This window comes from Terrimonas ferruginea DSM 30193, assembly GCF_000425585.1.
Classification (GTDB): domain Bacteria; phylum Bacteroidota; class Bacteroidia; order Chitinophagales; family Chitinophagaceae; genus Terrimonas; species Terrimonas ferruginea.
Genome location: NZ_AUDS01000014.1, coordinates 70970 through 94241, shown reverse-complemented (window position 1 = coordinate 94241; position 23272 = coordinate 70970). Strand labels below are relative to the sequence as shown.

At 47.9% G+C, this 23272-nt stretch carries 21 protein-coding genes; 13 read left to right on the top strand and 8 right to left on the bottom strand.

Annotation, left to right across the window (positions count from 1 at the left end):
- Positions 1 to 107: 107 nt before the first annotated feature.
- Positions 108 to 872, bottom strand: a complete 765-nt coding sequence (locus H608_RS0104780) for an SDR family NAD(P)-dependent oxidoreductase (protein WP_028786677.1) — start codon at positions 870 to 872, stop codon at positions 108 to 110.
- A 2-nt stretch (positions 873 to 874) separates the two neighbouring features.
- On the bottom strand, positions 875 to 1771 hold the full coding sequence (locus H608_RS0104775) for an NmrA family NAD(P)-binding protein (RefSeq protein ID WP_028786676.1): 897 nt from the start codon (positions 1769 to 1771) through the stop codon (positions 875 to 877).
- Between the two features lie 408 nt (positions 1772 to 2179).
- Between H608_RS0104775 and H608_RS0104770 the strand changes: the two genes are divergently transcribed.
- The gene (locus H608_RS0104770) at positions 2180 to 3415 is read left to right on the top strand and encodes a cation:proton antiporter (protein WP_028786675.1); all 1236 of its coding nucleotides are present in this window, start codon (positions 2180 to 2182) and stop codon (positions 3413 to 3415) included.
- A 6-nt stretch (positions 3416 to 3421) separates the two neighbouring features.
- Here H608_RS0104770 and H608_RS0104765 read toward each other — a convergent pair whose 3' ends face one another.
- Together H608_RS0104765 and katG are read right to left on the bottom strand one after the other, a co-directional pair.
- The gene (locus tag H608_RS0104765) at positions 3422 to 4228 is read right to left on the bottom strand and encodes a helix-turn-helix domain-containing protein (protein WP_028786674.1); all 807 of its coding nucleotides are present in this window, start codon (positions 4226 to 4228) and stop codon (positions 3422 to 3424) included.
- Between the two features lie 313 nt (positions 4229 to 4541).
- Positions 4542 to 6809 carry a catalase/peroxidase HPI gene (gene katG / locus H608_RS0104760; protein ID WP_028786673.1) on the bottom strand — a complete coding sequence of 756 codons (2268 nt, stop codon included), beginning with the start codon at positions 6807 to 6809 and terminating at the stop codon, positions 4542 to 4544.
- 87 nt (positions 6810 to 6896) lie between these two features.
- Between katG and H608_RS0104755 the strand changes: the two genes are divergently transcribed.
- On the top strand, positions 6897 to 7454 hold the full coding sequence (locus H608_RS0104755) for a TlpA family protein disulfide reductase (RefSeq protein WP_155990055.1): 558 nt from the start codon (positions 6897 to 6899) through the stop codon (positions 7452 to 7454).
- A 312-nt stretch (positions 7455 to 7766) separates the two neighbouring features.
- Here H608_RS0104755 and H608_RS21295 read toward each other — a convergent pair whose 3' ends face one another.
- Positions 7767 to 8018 carry a hypothetical protein gene (locus H608_RS21295; RefSeq protein ID WP_051268045.1) on the bottom strand — a complete coding sequence of 84 codons (252 nt, stop codon included), beginning with the start codon at positions 8016 to 8018 and terminating at the stop codon, positions 7767 to 7769.
- Positions 8019 to 8137: 119 nt separating this feature from the next.
- Between H608_RS21295 and H608_RS0104745 the strand changes: the two genes are divergently transcribed.
- From H608_RS0104745 to H608_RS0104710, 7 genes are all read left to right on the top strand, one after another.
- Positions 8138 to 8656, top strand: a complete 519-nt coding sequence (locus H608_RS0104745; RefSeq protein WP_028786671.1) for a hypothetical protein — start codon at positions 8138 to 8140, stop codon at positions 8654 to 8656.
- 110 nt (positions 8657 to 8766) lie between these two features.
- Entirely contained in the window at positions 8767 to 9366 is a 600-nt protein-coding gene (locus tag H608_RS0104740; RefSeq protein WP_028786670.1) for an RNA polymerase sigma-70 factor, read from the top strand.
- An 82-nt stretch (positions 9367 to 9448) separates the two neighbouring features.
- Complete coding sequence (locus tag H608_RS21290) at positions 9449 to 10615, top strand: FecR domain-containing protein (protein WP_051268044.1); 1167 nt, start codon at positions 9449 to 9451, stop codon at positions 10613 to 10615.
- 123 nt (positions 10616 to 10738) lie between these two features.
- Complete coding sequence (locus H608_RS21285; RefSeq protein WP_051268043.1) at positions 10739 to 14068, top strand: SusC/RagA family TonB-linked outer membrane protein; 3330 nt, start codon at positions 10739 to 10741, stop codon at positions 14066 to 14068.
- A gap of 10 nt (positions 14069 to 14078) precedes the next feature.
- A complete protein-coding gene (locus tag H608_RS0104725; protein WP_162142842.1) occupies positions 14079 to 15506 on the top strand; it encodes a RagB/SusD family nutrient uptake outer membrane protein in 1428 nt (475 codons plus the stop codon).
- A complete protein-coding gene (locus H608_RS23430) occupies positions 15490 to 16566 on the top strand; it encodes a TlpA disulfide reductase family protein (protein WP_051268042.1) in 1077 nt (358 codons plus the stop codon). Before H608_RS0104725 ends, H608_RS23430 begins: the two co-directional genes overlap by 17 nt.
- Before the next feature lie 325 nt (positions 16567 to 16891).
- On the top strand, positions 16892 to 17353 hold the full coding sequence (locus H608_RS0104710; protein ID WP_028786668.1) for a YybH family protein: 462 nt from the start codon (positions 16892 to 16894) through the stop codon (positions 17351 to 17353).
- Positions 17354 to 17370: 17 nt separating this feature from the next.
- Here the strand turns inward: H608_RS0104710 and H608_RS0104705 are convergent, their stop codons facing one another.
- On the bottom strand, positions 17371 to 17994 hold the full coding sequence (locus H608_RS0104705; RefSeq protein WP_038007213.1) for an NAD(P)H-dependent oxidoreductase: 624 nt from the start codon (positions 17992 to 17994) through the stop codon (positions 17371 to 17373).
- Positions 17995 to 18085: 91 nt separating this feature from the next.
- On the opposite strand from H608_RS0104705, the gene H608_RS0104700 reads away from it, so the two are divergent.
- A complete protein-coding gene (locus tag H608_RS0104700; RefSeq protein ID WP_028786666.1) occupies positions 18086 to 18991 on the top strand; it encodes a LysR family transcriptional regulator in 906 nt (301 codons plus the stop codon).
- A 101-nt stretch (positions 18992 to 19092) separates the two neighbouring features.
- The gene (locus tag H608_RS0104695; protein WP_028786665.1) at positions 19093 to 19518 is read left to right on the top strand and encodes an rRNA adenine methyltransferase; all 426 of its coding nucleotides are present in this window, start codon (positions 19093 to 19095) and stop codon (positions 19516 to 19518) included.
- 11 nt (positions 19519 to 19529) lie between these two features.
- Here the strand turns inward: H608_RS0104695 and H608_RS0104690 are convergent, their stop codons facing one another.
- Entirely contained in the window at positions 19530 to 20060 is a 531-nt protein-coding gene (locus tag H608_RS0104690) for an NAD(P)H-dependent oxidoreductase (RefSeq protein WP_028786664.1), read from the bottom strand.
- 76 nt (positions 20061 to 20136) lie between these two features.
- Between H608_RS0104690 and H608_RS0104685 the strand changes: the two genes are divergently transcribed.
- Together H608_RS0104685 and H608_RS0104680 are read left to right on the top strand one after the other, a co-directional pair.
- Positions 20137 to 20511, top strand: a complete 375-nt coding sequence (locus H608_RS0104685) for a winged helix-turn-helix transcriptional regulator (protein WP_028786663.1) — start codon at positions 20137 to 20139, stop codon at positions 20509 to 20511.
- A gap of 77 nt (positions 20512 to 20588) precedes the next feature.
- Entirely contained in the window at positions 20589 to 22172 is a 1584-nt protein-coding gene (locus H608_RS0104680; protein ID WP_028786662.1) for a Na+/H+ antiporter, read from the top strand.
- Between the two features lie 3 nt (positions 22173 to 22175).
- On the opposite strand, the gene H608_RS0104675 is transcribed toward H608_RS0104680, so the two are convergent.
- Entirely contained in the window at positions 22176 to 23183 is a 1008-nt protein-coding gene (locus tag H608_RS0104675; protein ID WP_028786661.1) for a bestrophin family protein, read from the bottom strand.
- Positions 23184 to 23272 lie beyond the last annotated feature (89 nt).

The following is a 23272-nucleotide window of genomic DNA, read 5'->3' as shown; positions in this document are numbered from 1 at the left end:
GAGTTTTACGTAAACAACCGGACTATTTATTGACGACTCACGATTGACGATTGACGGCTTCGGGAGCCTCAGCCAGCCAATCGCTATTCACGATTGACCCTTTTAAATTAAATTGCCTGTCCGCCCGACACTTCTATCCGCTGTGCATTGATCCAATAGGCATCATCGGTGCAAAGAAATGCGACCACGCCACCGATGTCATCCGGAAGTCCAACGCGACCCAGCGCAGTATAACCGGCAATCTGTTCATTTATTTCCTTGTTGTCTCTTACGCGACCGCCACCGAAGTCCGTTTCGATGGCACCCGGCGCGATCACGTTGACGCGGATCTTTCTTTCACCCAATTCTTTGGCCAGGTAACGTGTAAGGGTTTCAATCGCTGCCTTCAGTGAACCATACACGGAAGAACCCGGCATCGCAATGCGTGTAAGACCAGAGGAAATGTTTACGATACCGCCACCATTATTCAGGAAGGGCAACAATTTTTGTGTAAGGAAAAATACGCCTTTGTAATGAATGTTGTAAATGGCATCCATCTGTTCTTCAGTTGTATCTGTTGCAAGTGAATAAAGGGCCGTGCCGGCATTGTTGACCAGGTAGTCGATATGTGCGCTGCCGGTTGCATCAGTCAGTTGCGTGCTTAGTTGTGTAGCGAATGCTTCGAAATTTTTACTGTTGCTGGTGTCGAGTTGCAACGCCAGTGCTTTACGGCCCAGCGACCGGATTTCGGCGACCACCTGGTCTGCTGCCTCTTTATTGGAGTTGTAGGTAATGACTACATCAAGGCCTTTTTTTGCGATAGCGATGGCCATGTTTTTTCCCAATCCGCGGCTGCCACCGGTGACCAGGGCAATTTTACTTTTTGTTTCCATGATTATGATTGTTTGATCGTATGCTTATAAATAGAGGCAAATTCATTAGCGAAGTCTTCCAGTTTTATTTTTCCAAAGGCCGGTACCTGCTTTTCATAGTCCTCACGAAGTATGCCACTATGGACAGCCTGACCTAATTCTAACAGATTTTCCGCCGCATTGTTGGGAATACCCGCTGCCTGTAATGATTGTTTAACCTGGTCGGCCGGTAATACCAGCCATTGGAGCTCGGGTTTCCCTATGGCTTTTCCAAGAATGGCGGCTATTTCCCTGCAGGTACGGTCATCGCTCACTACATAACGGAACCTGGAGTTGCTGTAGGGGTGAACGATTTCCTGCGCCACTGTATCGGCAATATCCAACGGAGATACCATGGCCAGTTTGTCGTCGCCACCATAAACGTTACCCATAAACCCAACGGCTTTGATCATGGGAATGAACCCCAGCAGGTTGTAATAAAAATAGCCGGGGCGGATATGCGTTACGTTGATACCGTGAATGTTGTTGAAAATATTTTCCGCCCTGTGCGAACCTGTGATGAAACCCGTACCGGCAGGCAGGTGTGCACCGTAACTGCTGAGGTGAATGGCTCTCCTGATGCCCGATTGGCGAATAGCTTCCGCATAGTTGCGGGCAATCAGTTCATAATACGCCAATTGGTCGGGTGCGGAGAAATTAGGCGGTGTCATGCAATAGATCGCATCGGCCTGGTCTAAGGTTTTTACGAGGAAAGGAACGTCTTCCACAGAGCCAACTGCCGCCACCGCGCCGGATTCTTCGATGGCCTGTTGCTTTTCCGGGTTACTGGTGATCACGGTTACGGAATGGCCGTTGCCGAGCAGCGATTGCGTAAGTGGTTTACTGATATGGCCCAGGGAACCGGTGACAATGACTTTCATTTTTCTAAACTTTTGTGATACAAAGGTGCGTCTGCTAATGTCAGCGGATGTATCCAAAACGTGCTTTGTTGTAGCCGTTTTAGCGGAGAGAAGGCGTAAGGTGTAAGGTATAAGGTGTAAGGTGTAAGGTGTAAGGTGTAAGGTATAAGGTATAAGGTAAAGGTTATAGGTATAGGGTTGTAGGTTTTAGGCAACAGCTGCTGAACGTTATCAGTCAATCCCTTGGTTCGTGTATACACGAACCAAGGGGTTGAGGAGTACTATTTATTCACGATTCACGATTGACGATTCACGATCGACATTTGCCTCAAATTCGTTACTTTCGCGCCTTCTTATCTCGTCTTCTTACTGACGGGTGTATTACAGCATCTGATCCTCCGGATCAATTACATCATCTAAATTTTACGAATGGAACTGTATTACTCCTTCTCTGTATTAATCGTATTGGCCGCTGTTTTTTCTTATATAAATGGCCGCTTTTTAAAACTTCCTTCCACCATCGGCATCATGGTCATCGCCATGCTGGCTTCAATCATATTGGTGGTAACCGGTAGTTTTTTTCCAAAAACCTTTCTTCACTTTTCCCGTTTGCTGGAAGGCATCGACTTTACAGAAGTGTTGATGGGGGCAATGCTCAATTTCCTGCTTTTTGCCGGAGCCATTCATATTCACCTTTCCGATCTGCGCGAACAACGCACGCCCATCATGGTTTTTTCCACGTTGAGTGTAGTGTTATCGACCGTGCTCGTCGGCTCGATACTTTATTTCCTCTTTCCGCTGGTGTACCGCGAGGTTCCTTTTATTTATTGTTTGTTGTTTGGCGCATTGATCTCTCCAACCGATCCTGTTGCCGTATTGGGTATTCTCAAAACAACCAACGTGTCGCGCAGCCTGGAGACAAAAGTGGCGGGCGAGTCATTGTTCAACGATGGGGTAGCGGTGGTGGTCTTTACGATCTTGTTGCAGGTGGCACAAAACAGCGAAGTGGAAATTACAGCGGGTAGCATTTCCTGGTTGCTGATCAAGGAAGCCGTAGGTGGACTGGCCGGTGGTCTGCTCATCGGATGGCTCGTGTCAAAAGCCATGCAACGGATCGACGATTACAAGATCGCCGTATTGCTGACGCTGGCCGCAGTAATGGGTGGTTATTTATTGGCAAGGGCCATTCATATTTCCGGTCCGTTAATGATGGTAGCCGCGGGATTGGTCATTGGTAATTATGGTAAAAAGACAGCGATGTCGGATACCACAAAAGATTATCTCGAAAAGTTCTGGGAGCTGCTCGACGAAATTCTCAACGCTATCCTCTTCCTGTTCATCGGCTTTGAACTGTTGCTGATCGAAAACCTAACCGATTACTGGCTCGTGGGACTGATTGGTATTATGGTCGTATTGATCGCCCGTTTTTTTTCTATCTGGATACCCACCAAGGTCATTCCTTTCAAAAATAAATTCAGTACGGCTACGGTTAAGTTATTGGTTTGGGGCGGACTGCGCGGCGGCGTGTCGATTGCGTTGGCTTTGTCGGTAGACCCCGGACCTTACAAAAATTTTATCCTGGCCATTACCTATATCGTAGTGGTTTTCTCCATCCTGGTACAGGGGCTGACGATTGGAAAAGTGGCGAAGAAATTAGAGATGTAATGGCGTTTATTGCCGGAGAGCGGTAGGCGGATAGCCGAAATGTTTTTTGAACGCATAGGAAAAATGCGATAGATTTTCAAAGCCGGTTTCGATATATACGTCGACCGGCTTTCTTTTTTTCTTCGTCAGTTCATAGTGTGCAAGTTCCAGCCGTTTCAGCGTCAGCCAACGCTGTGGCGTGGTTTGAAAGGCTTTGCTGAAATCTCTTTTGAAGGTGGTGAGGCTTCTTCCCGTGAGGTAACAAAACTTTTCCAGCGGCATATTGAACATGAAATTCTTTTCCATGAAACTGACCAGGTCGATCTTTCCCGGCTCTTCAAAATCGGCCAGTACATTGTCGATTGTTTTGTCAATTGTCCGGAGGATAGTGATGGCTTCCGTGATCTTCAGTTGCGCAATGGTTTCCGGAAATTCTTCCTGCATGTCAAAATAAGGAACCAGCGACGAGAGGCAGCTCTTTAATAACGGATGCTCATTGAAACGGCGTATTTTTTTTACAACAAGAGCTTTCGGGTTTGTATCCTGTCCTGCATAAAAATCACGCAGCCTGTCTGCCGTCAGGTGCATGACCACCGATTGGTGAGGTTTGCCGTCTTTCGGATAATTGATGATGGTCGCAAGTTGATTGCGCGGGATCAGGAAGATATCCCCCGGTTTAAACACATCGGTGCAGTCTGCCTGTATGATTTTTGTTTCCCCGGAAATAAACCACACAAGCATATGATGTTCAAACACAACTTCCGTTTTGAAGAGTCCATCGCTGTAACACGATAGCTTGATATCCGGGGTGATATATTTAGTCTGAAACTCCATATGCCTGTTGGTGCAAAGATATAATTATCAATTGATGTCAAATTTTACGCCGGTTACTTGCTCGCTCAGCGTCCCTAACTCGCGCGCGCTGTCAACCTATCGTTGTACTGATGGTCGATGTTTGCAGGGGATGTTGCAAAGCGCCGTTGTAGTTTGTTTGTTCCATTTGTATGATTGTTTTGTTGAAACAAAAGTAGCCTGCATACAAAAGGGCGGCTTTGTTAAAACGTCCTTATTTGATTTGTTCAAACGGCCATTTTTAAGAAAACAGAAAGCCCCCGTTTCCGGAGGCTTTCTTTATCCTTAGTCTTCATTAAGCCAGATCGAAGCGATCAAGATTGGTAATCTTGGTCCAGGTTGCCACGAAGTCTTTCAGGAACTTGTCTTTGCTATCGGCGCTTGCATATACTTCGGCGATTGCCCTGAGTTCTGCGTTGGAACCAAATACCAGGTCGGCACGTGTCGCAGTCCATTTTACTTCGCCGGTATGGCGGTCACTGCCTTCATAAAGTTCTCTGTCCTGCGAAGTTGCTTTCCAGGCGGTTTTCATGTCGAGCAGGTTTACAAAGAAATCATTGGTGAGTTTACCGGGAGTAGCCGTGAACACACCATGTTTAGAACCATCGTAGTTGATGTTCAATACGCGCAGTCCGCCGAGCAATACGGTGAGTTCGGGAGCGGTGAGTGTGAGCAGTTGTGCTTTATCTATCAGTAATTCTTCTGTTGCGATAGACATTTTTCCGGCGCGGTAATTACGGAATCCATCGGCCAGTGGTTCAAGATAACCGAATGATTCAACGTCTGTCTGTTCTTGTGAAGCGTCCATGCGGCCAGCAGTAAAAGGAACGCTCACATTATGTCCTGCATCTTTGGCAGCTTTTTCAATACCGGCATTTCCGGCGAGTATGATGAGATCGGCGAAAGAAACTTTTTTACCGGTGCTATTGAAGTCCTTCTGAATTCCTTCCAGTATGCCCAGTACTTTCTGCAATTGTGAAGGATTATTGACCTGCCAGTATTTCTGCGGTGCAAGACGGATGCGTGCACCATTGGCGCCGCCACGTTTGTCGGAACCACGGAATGTGGAAGCCGAAGCCCAGGCAGTACCAACGAGTTCGGACACGCTCAGACCTGAAGCGAGTATTTTTTCTTTCAGTGAATTGATATCGTTGTCGCCGATCAGTTCATGATCAACTGCAGGGATCGGGTCCTGCCACAGCAGTACTTCTTCAGGTACGTCGGCACCGAGGTAGCGGGCACGTGGTCCCATGTCGCGGTGAGTGAGCTTGAACCATGCGCGTGCAAATGCGTCGGCAAAAGCATCCGGGTTTTCGAGGAAATGCCGCGAGATTTTTTCATAAGCCGGATCGAAACGCAGGGAGAGATCCGTTGTGAGCATGGTCGGCAAATGTTTTTTGCCTTCATCATATGCATCGGGGATAATGCTGTCGGCGTTTTTAGCTACCCATTGATGGGCGCCTCCGGGACTTTTTGTCAATTCCCAGTCAAAGGCGAAAAGGTTTTCGAAGAAATTGTTGCTCCATTGGGTAGGCGTTTTAGTCCAGGTAACTTCCAGACCGCTGGTGATGGTATCGGCGCCTTTGCCGGAGCCGTAACTATTTTTCCAGCCAAAGCCCTGCAATTCAAGATCGGCGGCTTCGGGTTCTTTGCCCACATGGGAAGAAGGTGCGGCGCCGTGTGTTTTGCCGAAGCTGTGTCCGCCGGCGATGAGTGCCACGGTTTCTTCGTCATTCATGGCCATGCGACCGAAAGTGTCGCGGATATCTTTTGCTGCGGCGATAGGATCGGGGTTGCCATCGGGGCCTTCGGGGTTAACGTAGATAAGGCCCATTTGTACGGCCGCCAAAGGTTTTTCCAGGTTGCGGGAATGGACTTTTCCATCGGCATTATCGTCGGAAGAAACGACGCCATGTTCTTTGGGTACACCTTCGGAGCCGTGTGTGTAGCGGAGGTCGCCGCCCAGCCAGGTATTTTCCGCGCCCCAATAAACATCTTCTGCGGGTTCCCATACATCTTCGCGGCCGCCTGCGAAACCGAAGGTTTTGAAGCCCATGGATTCGAGCGCAACGTTGCCGGTGAGGATCATCAGATCAGCCCAGGAGATTTTATTACCGTATTTCTGTTTGATGGGCCAGAGTAATCTGCGGGCTTTATCGAGACTAACATTATCGGGCCAGCTGTTCAGCGGGGCGAAACGTTGTTGTCCCTGACCGGCACCACCGCGGCCGTCATGTACGCGGTAAGTACCCGCGCTATGCCATGCCATGCGTATAAAGAGCGGGCCATAGTGTCCGAAATCTGCGGGCCACCAGTCTTGTGAATCGGTCATGAGGGCGTGAAGATCTTTCTTCACGGCTTCGAGATCGAGGCTGTTGAATGCCGCTGTATAATCGAACCCTTTGTCCATCGGATTCGATTTATCGGAGTACTGTCGAAGGATATTAACCTTTAATTGGTTGGGCCACCAGTCGCGGTTGCGGGTGCCGCCACCGCCGGTGCTGTGTTTCAATGTGCCGTTGTGAAAGGGGCATTTGCTGATGTCGTTGGATTCTTGTCCCATTGTAAAAGTTTATGATAAAAGTGATATATGCCTGCGTGATAAAAGTATGACAATAAGCGGATAATTAAAATTGATTGATTCTATGCTTTGATAGATAGGCTCTATATTGTAACTATTTTGTATTTTCCAATTATGAAAAAAGTCTTCTTTCTTTTATTGGTCCTGGTTGCTGTGAGCGCTGCTGCGCAGAAAGATTTATTTGCGCCACAGGCCAAATTGCTAAATACTATTACTGACAGTATTCAATTTACTGATTATCTGCTTAACGAGCCTTCGGATAAAAATTTTAATAATAAGTTCAAAGTGCTGGAGTTCTGGGCTACCTGGTGCAGGCCCTGTTTAAAGGCGGTACCTCATCTTAATAAAATGAAGAAAAAATTTGAAGGGCGGAATGTTGTGTTTTTATCGGTTACAAACGAGCGCCCCGCTAAAGCCGCGGAAGCGTTTAAGAAAAATAAATTTGAAACGATTGTAGTGAGCGATACCACGAGAGGGATACAGCGCAGGTTGCTGGTTGAAATGGACGGATTAATGCCTATTCCGCGTACGGTGTTGATCGATGACGATAATAGGATTGTATGGTACGGTTCACCGGAAAAATTGACACCGGTGCTTATCGAGCAGTTTTTACGGAAGGAACTTTAGGAAGTCAAATTCAAAATTCAAAAAGTCAACTTTCCGGCAAGCCACCGGTTGCTGAGGCCGATACTTCGGCCTCCCGAAGGGATTTTTCACGCAAAGACGCATAAGGGGCAAAGTCGCTAAGAATTAAAAGTCAACTTTCCGGCAAGCTACCGGTCCCTGAGGCCGATACTCCGGCCTCCCGAAGAGCTTTTTTCACGATAAGCACGGAGTGCCCGCTCCACTTTCTTGTCTAGTAGTGCACGTTGCCTCTCACTCATTTCCTGTGTGCCAATAAAGTCGATTGCTTCAAGAAGACGGTGTTTTTCTCTATCACTAAACTTTGAAGTTTCCATAGTGCGAATTTACTAATTCCGAATGGCCTTTAATGACCAGCTTATACAGTCGCCGCGCCGGTAATTTAGATTCCCGCTTCCAGTTAAAATTCCATCCGTCCTTTTTATGTATCGCCTTCACTTCCTCCCATTCAACCGGCTCCACATCCGTCTGAAAGATTTTACCAGTCGATACCTGCTCTATACTGTTGATGATCTTGTCTATCTCAATTACTATTCCCCTGCCTGACATACGGCAAAATACAGTCGCCGATACCCCTGAACCATGACGTTTTACCCAACATTTAACCTGTTTTTTCTACCGGATCATTTTATATTTGAATTGATTTTTTCTTTAAACCCACCATTACCATGAAACAGTTGCTTTCCATTTTTCTCCTTACTATTTCCTTTCAACTCTCTGCTCAATCCAAATTGACAGCAGATCAGTTGAAGTACCTGCCCGGCACCTGGAAAGGCAACCTCACGTATCTCGATTATTCTTCGGGGCAACCGTACACCATGCAGGCCGATCTGTTTGTTACCCTGCTGGAGAATGGCAGGAAGTATATTTTTAGCAATCGTTATCCCGGCGAACCTGCCGCCAATGCTGCCGACACCATCGCCATCGACCTGGCCAGCAACTTTTTCGACGGACATAAAATCTCCTATGTTTCCACTATCGCCGGAAATGGAGTAGAGTTCGCCACTGAACATAACGGCACCGATGGCAATGACAATAAACCCGCGCTGATCCGCCTAACTTATCGCTTCGACAGGCGAATGTTCACGCGTAAAAAAGAAGTGCAATTTACCGGCACAACGGAATGGCTCAAACGACATGAGTACGTTTACTGGCGCGGCGATAAAAAAATGATGTCAGGCAATTAATATGTCTGCAAAACGAACGTCGCTTTTTTACCTACATACAACCATTTCCGGCACATATTCGACGGCCCTCATTTGCGGCTTCTGCTTTTGTCTTTACTTACTTTTAAGCTGTGCAACAGTGGAGCGAATACCAGGAGTCGGAAATTATCCGGGAGGTGGCAGCAGGTAATGAAGCCGCCTTTCGCAAGCTATTTTTTTATTATCGTCCGCGGCTGATCAGTTTTGTATTGGGGCTTTCCCGTTCGACCGATGCGGCAGAAGATATCGTGCATGATATTTTCCTCGACATCTGGAAAAACCGCGAGCGCCTTTCCGTAGTCGAAAATTTCAATAGTTATCTTTTTCAGGCCGTCCGCTACAAGGCGCACCGTCAGTTTCAACGACGCGCCAAAGAGGTGCTGATCATGGCGGAACTCAGCCGGGACGAGACTTCGGCTCATTACGAAGAACCTGCCGAAACACTCACGCTTCGTTCTGTGCACGAATTTATCCGTCAGCGTATTCATCATCTTACACCCAGCCAGCGCAAGGTTTTTTTATTGAGCCGGGAAAAAGGCTTGTCACACGCCCAGATTGCCGGTCAGTTGGGTATACGGCCGCAAACCGTCAGCAATCATCTTTCCGATGCGCTGCGTATTCTCCGCCAGGAGATCGATACATTTTATGGCCCGCCTGCACTGGCCATTTTTGTGCTTCATGGAATTAATTGAAAAAAACTTTTCTTTTTCCCAGTAGTACACATCCGCTCATGTCACTTTCTGTTTACACTACTTTTTGAAGACTAATCTTATCATGGACAAAGCCAGACTTGCCGTTTTATTTGACAGTTATGTAGCGGGCATCATTACCCGCGAAGAAGAGATGGAGTTGTCTGCCTTTGCCGTCGATCCGGAATGGCAGGAGGAATTGATTTTATTGGAGAAAAGATATTGGGATCAGCTCGATGGTATCGTTGATCCGCTGCCGCAAAAGTCAGTCAGTTCTTTGCAAACCATTTTGCCGGCAAAAGTAGTGTCTGTCGGCAACCGCTGGCTGAAAGCAATGGTGGCAGTTTGGCTGCTGGTGTTGGTGGGCGCGGGCAGTTATTATGCTTTCTTCCGCGCGCAAAAGCAACCAGAGCCGCTTGTTACAACCGGTTCGAGAGATGTAAAAGCTCCGTCGCATTCAAAGGCTTCGGTCACGTTGGATGACGGTACTATTGTTTATCTCGGGCAAGCCGCCGATGGTCAGTTGGCTTTGCAGGGAAACATGCAACTCCTCAAATTACCCGATGGCCGTTTCGCTTACCAGGCTGTCAATGGAAATGGTGTTGCCGGCACATTATATAATACGCTGGCCAATCCGAATGGTAGTAAAGTTGTCGATATGGTGTTGTCCGATGGCACACGTATATGGCTTAACGCAGGAAGCACGGTCACTTTTCCGGTTGCCTTTCAGGGCAATGAAAGAAGGATAACGATCACCGGGGAAGCGTACCTGGAAGTGGCAAAAGATAAAACCAGGCCTTTTTATGTAGCCAGCGAAGAGGTAGAGGTGAAAGTATTGGGAACACATTTTAATATGAATACCTACCGCGATCAAAATCAGACTTATGTCACTTTGCTCGAAGGTGCTGTAAATGTCGTCGATGTCCGTTCACAAAAATCTGTCACCTTGAATCCGGGTCAGCAGGCGAATGTCACCAACATGAAAATAGAACTATCCAGACAAGCAGATATTGAGTCCGTGATGGCCTGGAAGAATGGTCTTTTCAGTTTTCAAAATACCACCCTGGAAAATGTGCTGAAGGAAATGTCGCGGTGGTATGATATTAAAATACGTTACGAAGGAAATGTGAACGATCAGCGTTTCAGCGGGGAACTGCCGCGTGATCTGTCACTGAAGGAAGTACTCGGTGTGCTCAAAGATGTGGGCGTAAAATTCCGGTTAGACGATAATATACTTACTGTTATACCCTGATCATCCTAAACCATCCTGCTAATTCATCCCTATTGCCGGTGGCTTCAACCACCTGGCAGTATTCCATCTGATTAATCATTGTTTGCTCCGGGCTGCCGGAGCAAACCCAAACACTGCAATTGTATGCAAAAGGCTATCCCGCTGTTGCCGGTATTCCGCATGGAGAACCGTGTGCTGTCCGGACTGATCAGCATTTTTTTATTGCTCATCGTATCAACTGCGTCCGCTGAAAAAGCAGGCGAATATGTTACGTTCTCCGGCAAAAATGTATCGCTGAAAAACGTATTTACTGCATTGAAGAAACAAACCGGCTATTCTTTTTTTTATAATGATAAACATATAGCCGAGGCTAAACCCATAACGATCGACGTAAAGGAAATGCCACTCCTGCAATTCCTCGAAGCTATTTTTGCTAACCAGGAACTTGAATTCAATATCCGCAGCAAAACGATTGTTGTGTCGAAAAAGAAAACTACTGCTATCGCCCAGGCATCTGCAGGCAATGTGCTCATACAGGAGATTCCGTCCATTGACATACGCGGCCGTGTGGTAGATGAATCAGGCAAACCAGTTGCTGCAAGCATACAGGTGAAAGGTACACAACAGGGAACCAGCACCAGCAACGAAGGTTATTTTGAATTAAAAGGTGTAGACAAAAGCGCGATCCTTCGTATCACGGCTGTTAACATCGTACCGAAAGAAATAAAATTGAATGGACAGACGGAATTGTTGGTCACCGTACAAACCGCGACTACGGAGGGAGAGGAAGTGACGATCAATGCCGGTTACTATCGCACCACCAACCGCCTGAAGACCGGCAATATCAGTAAGGTAAACGGCGATGATATTGCGCGGCAACCCGTGTCCAATCCGATCCTGGCATTGGCCGGCCGCGTACCCGGCATGTCGATCACGCAATTCTCCGGCATGCCCGGAAGTTCTTTCCAGGTGCAGATCAGGGGACAGAACAGCATCCAGAGTGGCAATGAACCCCTTTATGTAATCGATGGTGTTATTTTTTCCGTGGCACCCGAGATACAGTCGGATAATAATCTCAACCCGGCCGGCGGCAACCCGCTGAACCTGATCAATCCCAATGATATCCAAAGTATCGAAGTGTTGAAGGATGCGGATGCAACGGCCATTTACGGAAGCCGGGGAGCCAACGGCGTTGTACTCATCACTACGCGTAAAGGCGTGGCTGGCGATATGCGCGTAAATATTTCTGCCTATACAGGTTTTGGAAAAATTACCCGCCGCGTTAAATACCTGAACACACAACAATACCTCGAAATGCGCCGCGAAGCTTTTGCCAATGACGGTGCCGTTCCCGATCCGGCTATCGATGTTGATGTGCTGGGCGGCAGCACATGGGATCCAAACAGTTATACGGACTGGCAGGGCCAACTCATCGGCGGCAAAGCGACCTACAATGACCTGCAGGCATCCGTCAGCGGTGGTAATACACAGACACAATACATCGTTGGTACAGGTTACCACCGGGAAACAACCGTTTTCCCCGGCGATAACAGCGATCAGAAAGCTTCCCTGCATTTTGGTGTGAACACCGCTTCCCGCAACCAGCGGTTTCAAACGGCCCTGCGCGGCACTTTTTTATACAATCAATCTACCTTGCCCAGCAGCGATCTCACTTTTTTAATGACATCACTGGCGCCCAATGCACCCAAACCTTACAATGAAGACGGTACGCTCAACTGGGCCGAGAATACCTGGATTGCGGGCAACCCGTATGCGATTACCGAACAACTTTATAAAGCAACCAATATCCACAGCCTCGCCAATCTCAATCTCAGTTACCTCCTCGCGGAGGGATTGACCTTGCGCACCAGCCTCGGTGTAACCAATATTCAAAGTGATCAACGTATCACCAAACCTTTCAATTCCATCAACCCGTTATTGGGTGAGAACAGCGGAGTAGCCACCTTCAACACCGCTCATACACTTTCCTGGATTGCCGAACCGCAGATGGAATACGTTAAAAAGACAGGAGCAGGGAAATTGAGTTTTCTCGTGGGTATGAGTTTTCAGCAAAGCCGTAATGAAGCTGTTAAACAAACCGGTCGTGGTTTCAGTTCTGATCAGTTGCTAAACAACCTGCAGGCCGCTTCAACGATTGCGGTGGATAATGTGACCGATATCCGTTATAAATACAACGGCGGATACGGCCGCATCAATTACAACCTGAAAGAACGTTACCTGGTAAATGTCACGGCACGCCGTGATGGGAGCAGCCGTTTTGGTCCTGGCAGGCAATTTGCCAATTTCGCCGCCGCAGGTCTCGGATGGATTTTTACCAGCGAAGACTGGATGAAGCAATTTTTCCCGGTACTGAGTTACGGAAAACTCCGCACGAGCTATGGTACTTCCGGAAATGATCAACTGGCCGATTATACTTTCCTCGACCGTTATATGTCTACCACTTATCCCTATGGCGGTGCGCAGGGATTGTATCCGGTGAGCCTCTACAATGATCAGCTTGCCTGGGAAGTGAACCGCAAATGGGAAGCAGGGTTGGAGCTCGGCTTCTGGAAAGACCGCCTGAGTTTCTCGGCAAGTTATTACCGCAATATTTCCACCAACCAATTATTGCAGTCGCCGCTTTCTGCAGTTACAGGATTTCCTTTTGTAGCCATCAATCTTCCCGCCAAAGTACAGAACACAGGTATTGAATTGGTACTTCAGTCAACCGTCGTTCGTAACAAGGATTTTACCTGGAGCACAGGTATTAATCTGACGGTCCCGAGAAATAGACTGCTCGCATTTCCCGGGCTCGGGTCTTCCAGTTTTAATGAAACGCTGGTCATCGGTCAGCCGCTTTCGGTACAGAAATTATTCAGGTATGCGGGCGTTGATCCCGCAACCGGATTGTACCAGTTCCGCGGAAGTGACGGAGCGATTACGCTGGATCCCATACCACTCGTGGATAACAACAGCCTTGTGGATCTGGCGCCACGCCTGTATGGAGGCTGGCAACACACTGTTGGCTGGAAACAATTCAGTGTCGACTTCTTATTACAGTTCGTGCAACAAAAAGGATTTAACTTCTTTTACGAAGGTGTGGGCGCATTGCCCGGTACATTCGGTGCCAACCAACCTGTATCGGTACTGGACCGCTGGCAGAAGCCCGGCGACGTTGCTTTCATTCAACGGTATAACCAGGATTACAGCACCCTGCTTTCGGCCAACTACGCCTTCCTGAGCGACCAGGTAGTGCGTACTGCATCATTTATCAGGTTGAAAAATTTATCCCTGAGCTACCAGGCCCCGCAGCGGATACTTTCGGCCCTGCACCTGCAGGCGGCGCGGTTATTCTTCCAGGGACAAAACCTGCTGACCTTCACGGACTACAAAGGATATGATCCGGAAAATCGAAATTACCTGAGTCTGCCACCATTGCGTGTACTCACTTTTGGTATCAATCTTACTCTTTAAAATGTGTAACATGAAAAAGCAATATTTTTTTATGCTGTTGTTGATGGTTGTGGTTACCGGGTTATTTTATTCCTGCCGGAAAGCCGTGGAAGTGCCCGCGCCGGACAGCAGCCTCATCGGTCAGACGGTTTTTGCCGATGCTAAAACGGCGACTGCAGTGTTGACGGGCGTTTATAACAACATGATCACGATAAACAATATGGCTGACGGCAACTGGAGTATTGGTAAGTTTCTGGGTACCGCCGCCGACGAGACCGATAATTTTTTTATCGGAGTGGCTGCCACACAGTTTTATACTAATCAATTGGTCTCCAGTCCGGGCACCTATTTCTGGTCACAGTTGTTCAAACATATTTACGTAGCCAACACGGTGATCGACGGAGTAGGAAGGTCCGCCACGCTTACGACAGAAGTAAAAGATCAACTGCTTGGTGAAGCTTATTTTATCCGCGCCTTTATGAATTTTTATGCCGTCAATTTATACGGCGATGTTCCCCTGGTAACCTCAACGGATTACCGGATCAACAACCGGTTGACGCGGAGTCCGCAGCGTGATCTGTATGCGCTGATGGTGGATGATCTGTTAAAAGCAAAATCTCATTTAAAGAATGAATACCTTAATCAGAATAATGCCGAAACGGGTGAGCGTATACGGCCTAACAAAATAGCCGCCACAGCGCTGCTGGCAAGAGTTTATCTTTATAAGGGAGACTGGGTAAATGCGGAACTGCAGGCAACCGAAGTGATCAATGCGGCAGGGTATGAATTGAAAACAGATATTAACCAGGTGTTTTTGAAAAACAGCAGCGAAGCCATCTGGCAAATGCCCTCCGTTCATCCGTCCATCACTAATACACTTGAGGGCTATTTTTATACATTGACCCAGTCGCCGGGCTTTCTGCATCACGTAGCCATGAGCAGCCATTTGGAAAATGCTTTTGAAGACAAAACAAGAGACAAACGTTATTTAAACTGGGTGAGAAGTTTTACCGCAGGCGCCACACGCTATTATTATGCTTCGAAATATAAAAACAACCAGCGTGGTTCTGCCGTTACCGAATATGCGATGGTAATGCGCGTGGCGGAGCAATACCTCATCCGCGCAGAGGCCCGCGCCCGTCAGGCAAAAACACAGGCGGTAGATGATATCAATGCCATTCGCCGGAGAGCAGGGCTGCCAGATTATTCCGGTGCACAAACGCCTGATGCGATGCTGGACGCCGTGATGCAGGAGCGACGCGTGGAATTGTTCACCGAATGGGGACATCGCTGGTTTGACCTGAAAAGAACGCAACGGCTCGATCCACTAATGCGCGGCCCATCAGGCGTGGCCGCGGGAAAAGGCGGGTCATGGCAGGCAACAGATACCTTGCTGCCATTGCCTGTATCTGAAATAACCATCAATCCAAATCTTACACAAAATGCAGGATATAATTAAAAGAATCATTGCGGTATTGGCCCTGTTGGGCAGTACGATCATTGCGCAGGCACAGAAAGAACAGGCTTTCGTTATAAAAGGGCAATTGGGTCAACATCCCCAACCCGCGAAAGTGTATATCCGATACGGATCGAACAACAAAGCTTATTTCGATTCCTGTACATTGAAAGAAGGAACGTTCGAGTACAGAGGCAAAGCGGTATTTCCGGCAAAGGTTTCGTTGTTACTGAGCCGCAACGGCCAAAAAGCCACCTGGCCTTATGACGAGCTTTTTTTCTTTATCGACAGCAGCGTGGTACAACTCACCAGTAAAGACTCGGCCGCCACGGCAGAAGTCAAAGGAACCGTACTCAACCGCGAGTATGCGCAATACTCCCGCATACTCGACGAAAAATTAAAGAACACGCCTCCGAAAGACACGATGGCCTTTACCGATCTGCCATTCTGGAAAGCCATCGAAGCATTTGTGGCTGCCTGTCCCGCCTCCCCCGTGGCTCTGAGTGAACTGCAGTCCATGTCGGGTGGCGCAGAAACGGAACTCGAAATGCAGGCTGTAAAAGATCTTTATGCACGCCTGGATCCATCGCTGAAAACATCAGCGGCCGGACAAAAACTGGTAGCCGATCTTGATCAGAAGCTTCGTTTACTTCCCGGTATGGGCGCTCCCGATTTCTCCCAACCCGACAGCACCGGTGCACTTACATCGCTGTCCGCTTACAAAGGAAAAGTCGTGTTGCTGCATTTCTGGGCTTCCTGGTGCAAGCCCTGCCGTGTAGAGAACAAACACCTGCGTGAACTGTATGCTGCGTGGCGTGACAAAGGGTTTGAAGTAGTCAGTGTATCTGTTGACCAGGACCGGGGCAAGTGGATCAAAGCGATCCGCGAAGACAAACTCGAATGGAAAGAACTATCGGATCTCAAGCCCCGCAATGAAGCCGCAGAGTTGTACAAGATAAGTGCCTATCCCTCCACTTTCCTGCTGGATACCGACGGAAAAATATTGCTAAAAGATCCGGCTCACGACACGCTGAAGATGCTATTGGCAAAAATGTTAGGGTAGCAGTTTATCCCTTTGCGGTTAATGGCCTGGCCCTTTTTTGACTCAGGAGGCGCATTTTTATGCGCCTTTTTTATTTCAAAGATGAAGGCATCATCGCCAATGGCAGCTGCACTTATCCTGGCCTCAGCAATCGTTTATCGCTTTCTTCTCTCTTTCATGGATGTATTGCGTAGTTCGTCGCCATAATTGCTGTCTTTACAAACCATTTATTACGCCTCTCTTTTATTTATTAAGGCCCTTTATTACATTCGCATCAACTACACGCTCAAAGTCTCCTTTCTGCCGCATTTGCCCGGTACTATTTTATCATTTAAAATTGTCAATAATGGTATGCTTAAAAAGAACCAGGCTCATTTTCGCGTGTGCATTTCTACTGATCACTCATGTGCTGCAGGCACAACTGCCAGCAGGTGAGCTGGAAAAAAGGCGGGAGGAAGTAAAGCAAATGGAGTTGTCCTTCTCCGCGGATCTGAACCAGTACGGAGCGGCCTTCGCTTTCCGTAAATATGCATCGCCGGATGCCGTTATCAAAAGGGAAAAGGACAGCCTCATCTATGGACCGGATGCCATTTATCATTTTTACAACCAGGGGCAGCAAAATAAAGCAAAAGGCTATTGGGCGGCGGATAAAGTGGAAATATCCGCGGACGGCACAATGGCTTCCACCTATGGTAAATACCGCTGGGTGATAACTGATGCTGCTGGTAAAGAAACGTCCTACCACGGCATTTTTCATACGGTATGGAAAAAGCAATCCGACGGCACCTGGAAATATGTGTGGGATTGATGCCGGACGAATGCACACTAAGAAGCCAGCGATAACTCCGAAGAAATAAAACTTTGTTCGAGATGACGGAGGTAACGCCTGCTGTAATCGTCGATCTGTTGTTGCGTCACATTTTTCTCCAGGTCATGAAAATGAATACCCTTAATTTTTTCCAATGAAAGAAAGGCATTCATGCGATGAAAGCCAAACAGCACGCCATCATCCACACTTGTCTGGTTGAAAAATTCACCCGGTAAGGTAAAGGCTGTTTCCGGTGCATTCCACGTAGTGGTCACCATGTATTTTCTTCCCTGCATCAATCCGCCTGTTCCGTAATGGAGGTCCGGTGTGGCCGACTTACGCCCGTCACTGTAATACATGCCGTTGCGGTGGCCGGCGGTGAATACGACATCGATGTATTCTTTTAATTTATTGGGCATGCTGAACCACCATACAGGAAAATGATAAATGATCGTATCCGCCCACACATATTTGGCCACTTCTTCCGCCGGATCATAGGGTTGATTAATGTCCGTGACCTGTAATTCAAAACCGTTTCCGGTTGTGAAAAAAGATTGGTCCAGTGCTGTGAGCGTTTTGTTGAAGGCTCCGCCGGAGTGGGCGAAATACTGCCCGCCATTGATAACGAATATCTTTTGCATGTGCTGAATCGATTGTATGGAACAAAATTAGCACAGGCACATGTATAATTAAAATAGGTTAACTTTGGTATATCTATAATTATTATTTGGTATGCAAGGTAATCTCGAATGGTTCCGGACTTTCCGCGCGGTCTACGATACAGGCACCATGAGCGGCGCGGCAAAAGACTTATACATCTCACAACCCGGCGTGGGTTTGCATTTGAACGCACTGGAAGCCTATACCGGGTTTCCCTTGTTCGAACGCACACCGCGTAAAATGATACCGACCGAAAAAGGGAAGCTCCTGTACCAGCAGTTGCTCCATGCACTCACTACCCTGGAAGATATCGAGACGCGGTTCCGGAGAAAATCCGGAGACGTGGCGGCAACCGTTAGTGTGGGCATGTGCGTGGAAACTTTTCAGCATGTATTGGAACAGCATATCCCTGAACTCGGTTTCAACCTCATGATGCAATTCGGCAGCAGTCCGCAATTAATACAATTATTGGAAAATGGTTCGGTAGACCTGGTACTGACCACTACCACGAGCAACGCATCCAACCTGGTTTTTCATTCCTTTGCCAAAGAAAGACTGGTGCTGATTGCCGGCAGGGGCACCGATGTATCGGGGTTCCGTTCCGCACGTCAGAAGAAGGACAAGACTAAACTCGCGGAGTGGATGCGCTCGCAATTGTGGTACAGTACTGCCGCGGATATGGAAGCGTTGACACAATTCTGGCAATCGAATTTTGATGAATTGCCGGGCTTTGTGCCCAATTATATTGTCCCGAATAAATTTTCCATCACACGTTGTTTATCTATCGGGAAAGGGCTGGCCGTTATCCCGGATTTTCTCTGCCGCGAAGCGATCGAGAAAGGGGACATCACCAAACTTTGGGAAGGCTATAAGGCTGCGGAAAACACCTTGTATTTTGGAAGAAGAAAACAACCGCTTTACGAGAACGAGATCAAACGGGTGGAGAAGCTGCTGGTAGCCGCGTTCAAAGACAAATAACAACTTCCATTCAACATTAAAAAACGATGCTTTGTCTGTCTCTTAACCCGGTTGGTCATCATTTATAGAGCATATTTATTGCGGGAGATTTATTTTCAGTGATGCATTTTGATCCGGAAAACGAGATAGTGCGCCTTTGCGCAAAAGGAATGGAAATGGAAGGACAGGGCAAACCCGCAGAAGCTGCGCGATTGTTTGGCGAAGCATGGGAAAAGGCCGGAGATGATGTAGAGAAATTTACGGCGGCGCATTATGTGGCGCGGCACCAGCCGGATGTGCAGGGAAAATTAATATGGGATACACTTGCACTCCAGCACGCATTACAAATAAAGGATGATACCGTAAAAGCGGCTTTGCCTTCCCTTTACCTGAATGTCGGCAAATGTTACGAAGACCTTCACCAGTTTGAAAAGGCGGCGCTTCATTACCAGGCGGGCCTTTCCTGTCAGTCGTTTTTACCGGATGATGGTTATGGACAAATGATTTTTAAAGGACTGAAGGCAGGGCTGGAGAGAGTCGCCGGGTAAAAATATAGGAGTCAAAACTCCCTTAAGTAAGCCAGGTAATCCACCACACTCTGCTCCAGCCGCTCGTCAGATAAGTTATACTCCAGTCCGTAGAAAGCAAAGAAGGGCCGGTAATCTGCTTTCACATAATCAAAGGTCAACTCAAAAGGCGCTGTTAATGTCTTCAGGCTGTAACGGTAGCGCGCGCCGGGAGCATATTCTTCCTCCTCCACACCCAGGCTCATCGCCAATGCAATTTTCTTTCCCTGTAATTTGTAACCGCTTTTACTGCCGTAAGCCCAGCCGTGCAATAGCACTTCGTCGAACCATTTCTTCAGCATCGGCGGCGCATAAAACCAGTAATAAGGAAACTGGAATATAATGCGGTCAAATTGCTCCACCAGTGCCTGTTCGCTGGCCACATCAATGATGCCGTCGGGATAAGTGGTGTCGAGATGATGAAGCCTGAACTCACCGGGATATTTTTTCAATTCCTCCATCCATCTTTTATTAACAACCGAATGGTTGATGTCGGGGTGGGTAATGATGATCAGCGTTTTCATAGCACAAAATTACAGCGGTTACCCTGCTTCCGGTATCTTTGCAGCCGATTGTAGGGTACTATAAAAAAAGTAAGTAATGGGACAAGTAAAGGAAAGTTCGACCAATTTTGAGAACAGGAAAATAATGAATGATGCATGCCCCGAAGTGTACGCAGCCAGTATATTGGGTACCCAGTGGACGCTGGCTATCTGTTCTTATCTTATTTTGGGAAAACACCGTTTTGGTGAACTGCGGAAGAAAATACCGGGCATCACCGAACGCATGCTCACCTTGAAACTGCGTGAACTCGAACAACAGCAGATCGTGAAACGGACCGTGTTTGCCGAAGTGCCACCACGTGTGGAATATGAGCTGACCAAAATCGGAAAAGATCTCGCGCCATTGATCGCTCAATTGGATGCCTGGGGCCGGAAGCACAAAAAATTGGTGAACAGTACGAAATACGCCTGAAAATCAAAAAATAAGTCCGCCACTTTTCTGCATCGGCTAATCCCTTAAATTTAGGGCATAAACACACAAACACTCCGATGGTAGAACACTTTCACCTGTACCTCGCCATGATGGTAGCGATCGTCCTGCTCATCATGCTGGCCAATAAACTTAAAATCGCTTATCCTGTTTTACTGGTCGTAGCAGGATTGCTCATCAGTATCATTCCGGGTGTGCCGGTGTTGCACATCGATCCGGAAATGATTTTTATTATTTTTCTTCCGCCCCTTTTATACGAAGCAGCCTGGGCCATTTCCTGGAAAGAACTGTGGCGCTGGCGGCGCATCATCGGAAGTTTTGCTTTTGTAGTGGTATTTCTTACAGCGTTGTCTGTGGCTTTCGTGGCCAATTATTTCATTCCCGGTTTCTCCCTGGCACTTGGTTTCCTGCTCGGTGGTATTGTATCACCTCCGGATGCCGTAAGTGCCGGCGCCATTCTGCGGTTTGTAAAAGTGCCCAAACGGGTATCGTCGATCCTGGAAGGGGAGAGCCTGCTGAACGATGCTTCGTCGCTCATCATTTTTCGTTTTGCGTTAGTGGCAGTGGCCACCGGTCAGTTCATCTGGTACGATGCTGCGCTGAGTTTTGTGTGGATGGTGATCGGCGGGGTGGGCATTGGAATAGTGGTAGGACTGATCTTTATGAAGGCGCACAAATACCTGCCGACCGATCCCAGCATGGATATTATTCTTACGATCGTAACACCCTATGCGATGTACATCGCGGCGGAGGAAGTGCATAGCTCGGGTGTGCTCGCCGTGGTGAGTGGCGGATTGTTGTTGTCCAACAAACGGCATCTCTTTCTCAGCAGCGCGTCGCGGTTACGGGGTGTGAACGTGTGGGAAAGTCTTGCTTTTGTATTAAACGGATTGGTGTTTTTGTTGATCGGTCTTGACCTGCCGGAGATTACCGACGGGCTGAAAACGGAAGGTGTTGCGATGAATGAAGCCATTGGTTACGGACTGATCGTTACGGCCGTGCTGATCGTTACGCGTATACTTTCCGCCTTTGGCGCGGTAGTGACCACGCTGATCATGCGCAATTTTATTACCGTGGCGGATACAAGAAGCCCGGGTTTGCGCGGTCCATTCTTATTGGGGTGGACAGGCATGCGCGGTGTGGTATCGCTTGCCGCGGCATTATCCATACCTGTGTATATATCGGAGGGCGTGCCATTCCCGCACCGCAACCTTATTTTGTTTATCACGTTTGTCGTGATTCTCGTAACGCTGCTATTGCAGGGATTGACCTTGCCCTATCTGATCAAAGCCATCAAGCTTCCGTCTTATTACGATGACTATGGTGATGAAGAAGCCGCGGAAGTGTTGATCCGCCGGGAACTGGCGCGCAGTTCACTGGAATATCTCTCGGCCAATCACCAGCAGGAGTTGAAAGAGCATCCGATGCTGGAACACATGGCGACGAAGTGGCGTGAAAAAAGCCGCGACGATTCGGATCCCGTTATGCCTGTCGCTACGCGCAGTATTTATTTAAAAGTCCTCGATGCCCAACGCAAGTGGCTGCTCGAACGCAACAAAACCGACGGCCATATGGATGAAGACCTGATCCGGAAATATCTTCACCACATCGATATCGAAGAGGAAAAGATCCGTCACTATTGATATTTACAAAACAATATTGTTTTCCGGCATTACGGGTGCGGGCAAGGCAGATTCATTCAGCATGTCGCGCATATCGATTTCTATGGTGCGGCTGATCTGCGTGATGGGCACGTCGTTGGCACTGCCTTCAAAAGGGTTGACGGAACTTTCGCCAACGGTATCGAGCGTGTGAAAGGCCCATGTAACAACGGCGGAAAAAGGAATATTAAGCCAGATGGAATAACCTTCGAGAAAAGTACCCACTCCCAGTTTGTCGAACTCGCGCAGCAATCCAAATGGTACCATCACCACAAAAATAAAAAGCAGGTAAGTGGCGATAGAAGAAAAATTGCGGGGGTAAGGAAAATTTTTGATCCGTTCGGCGCGGCCCTGGTCGTCGGTAAACTTCATCAATCCCTGCTGCAACTGTGTCCACTGAAAATCGTTGATCAATCCTTTTTGCCGTAAGGCAGCCAGTTCTTCGGACTGAAGGGCCGTGAGCTGTGTAGCACGGTTCTTTTTGGAAAGAATGTACTGCTGTTCTTCGTGTGAAAGGAATTTAAGTAATTCATCTTCCAGTGTGGTCTGGCGCTCGGGTATATTGTAATGTTCTTTTTGAAATTCCTTGTTGTTATAGCGCTGCATGTTTTCCCAGCTGCGTGGTTCCCGCAATTGATAACGCAGGGCGGTCAGCCACGCGAAGTGCCGGTAAAACATCCGTTGAATGATGTTGTTATTATCGGTTCCCAACGCATCGCGCAAAGTGTAAGCAAAACTCCGGCTGTCGTTGATGATGGAACCATAGATCTGCCGTGCTTCCCAGAGCCGGCTGTAGCTGGCATTGTTTTTAAAACCAACAATAAAAGCAACCGATGTTCCGAGTATAGCGACCGGCGCCAGCGGGATGGCCAGGAATTTAAGTCCGAGTTCATAAAGAATAGTCGGCACGGTAGCCAACAGTAACATCCAATAAGTATCCTTACGTGTCCATTTGGCAAATTCGATAGGAGTAAAGCGTTTTCCGGTATGCATGAGAGTGGTGGATTATAGGTTATAAGTGATACGTAGTAAGTTTTAAGTAATAAGTTATAAGTCAACAGCCATGGTCCATGAGGTTCTCG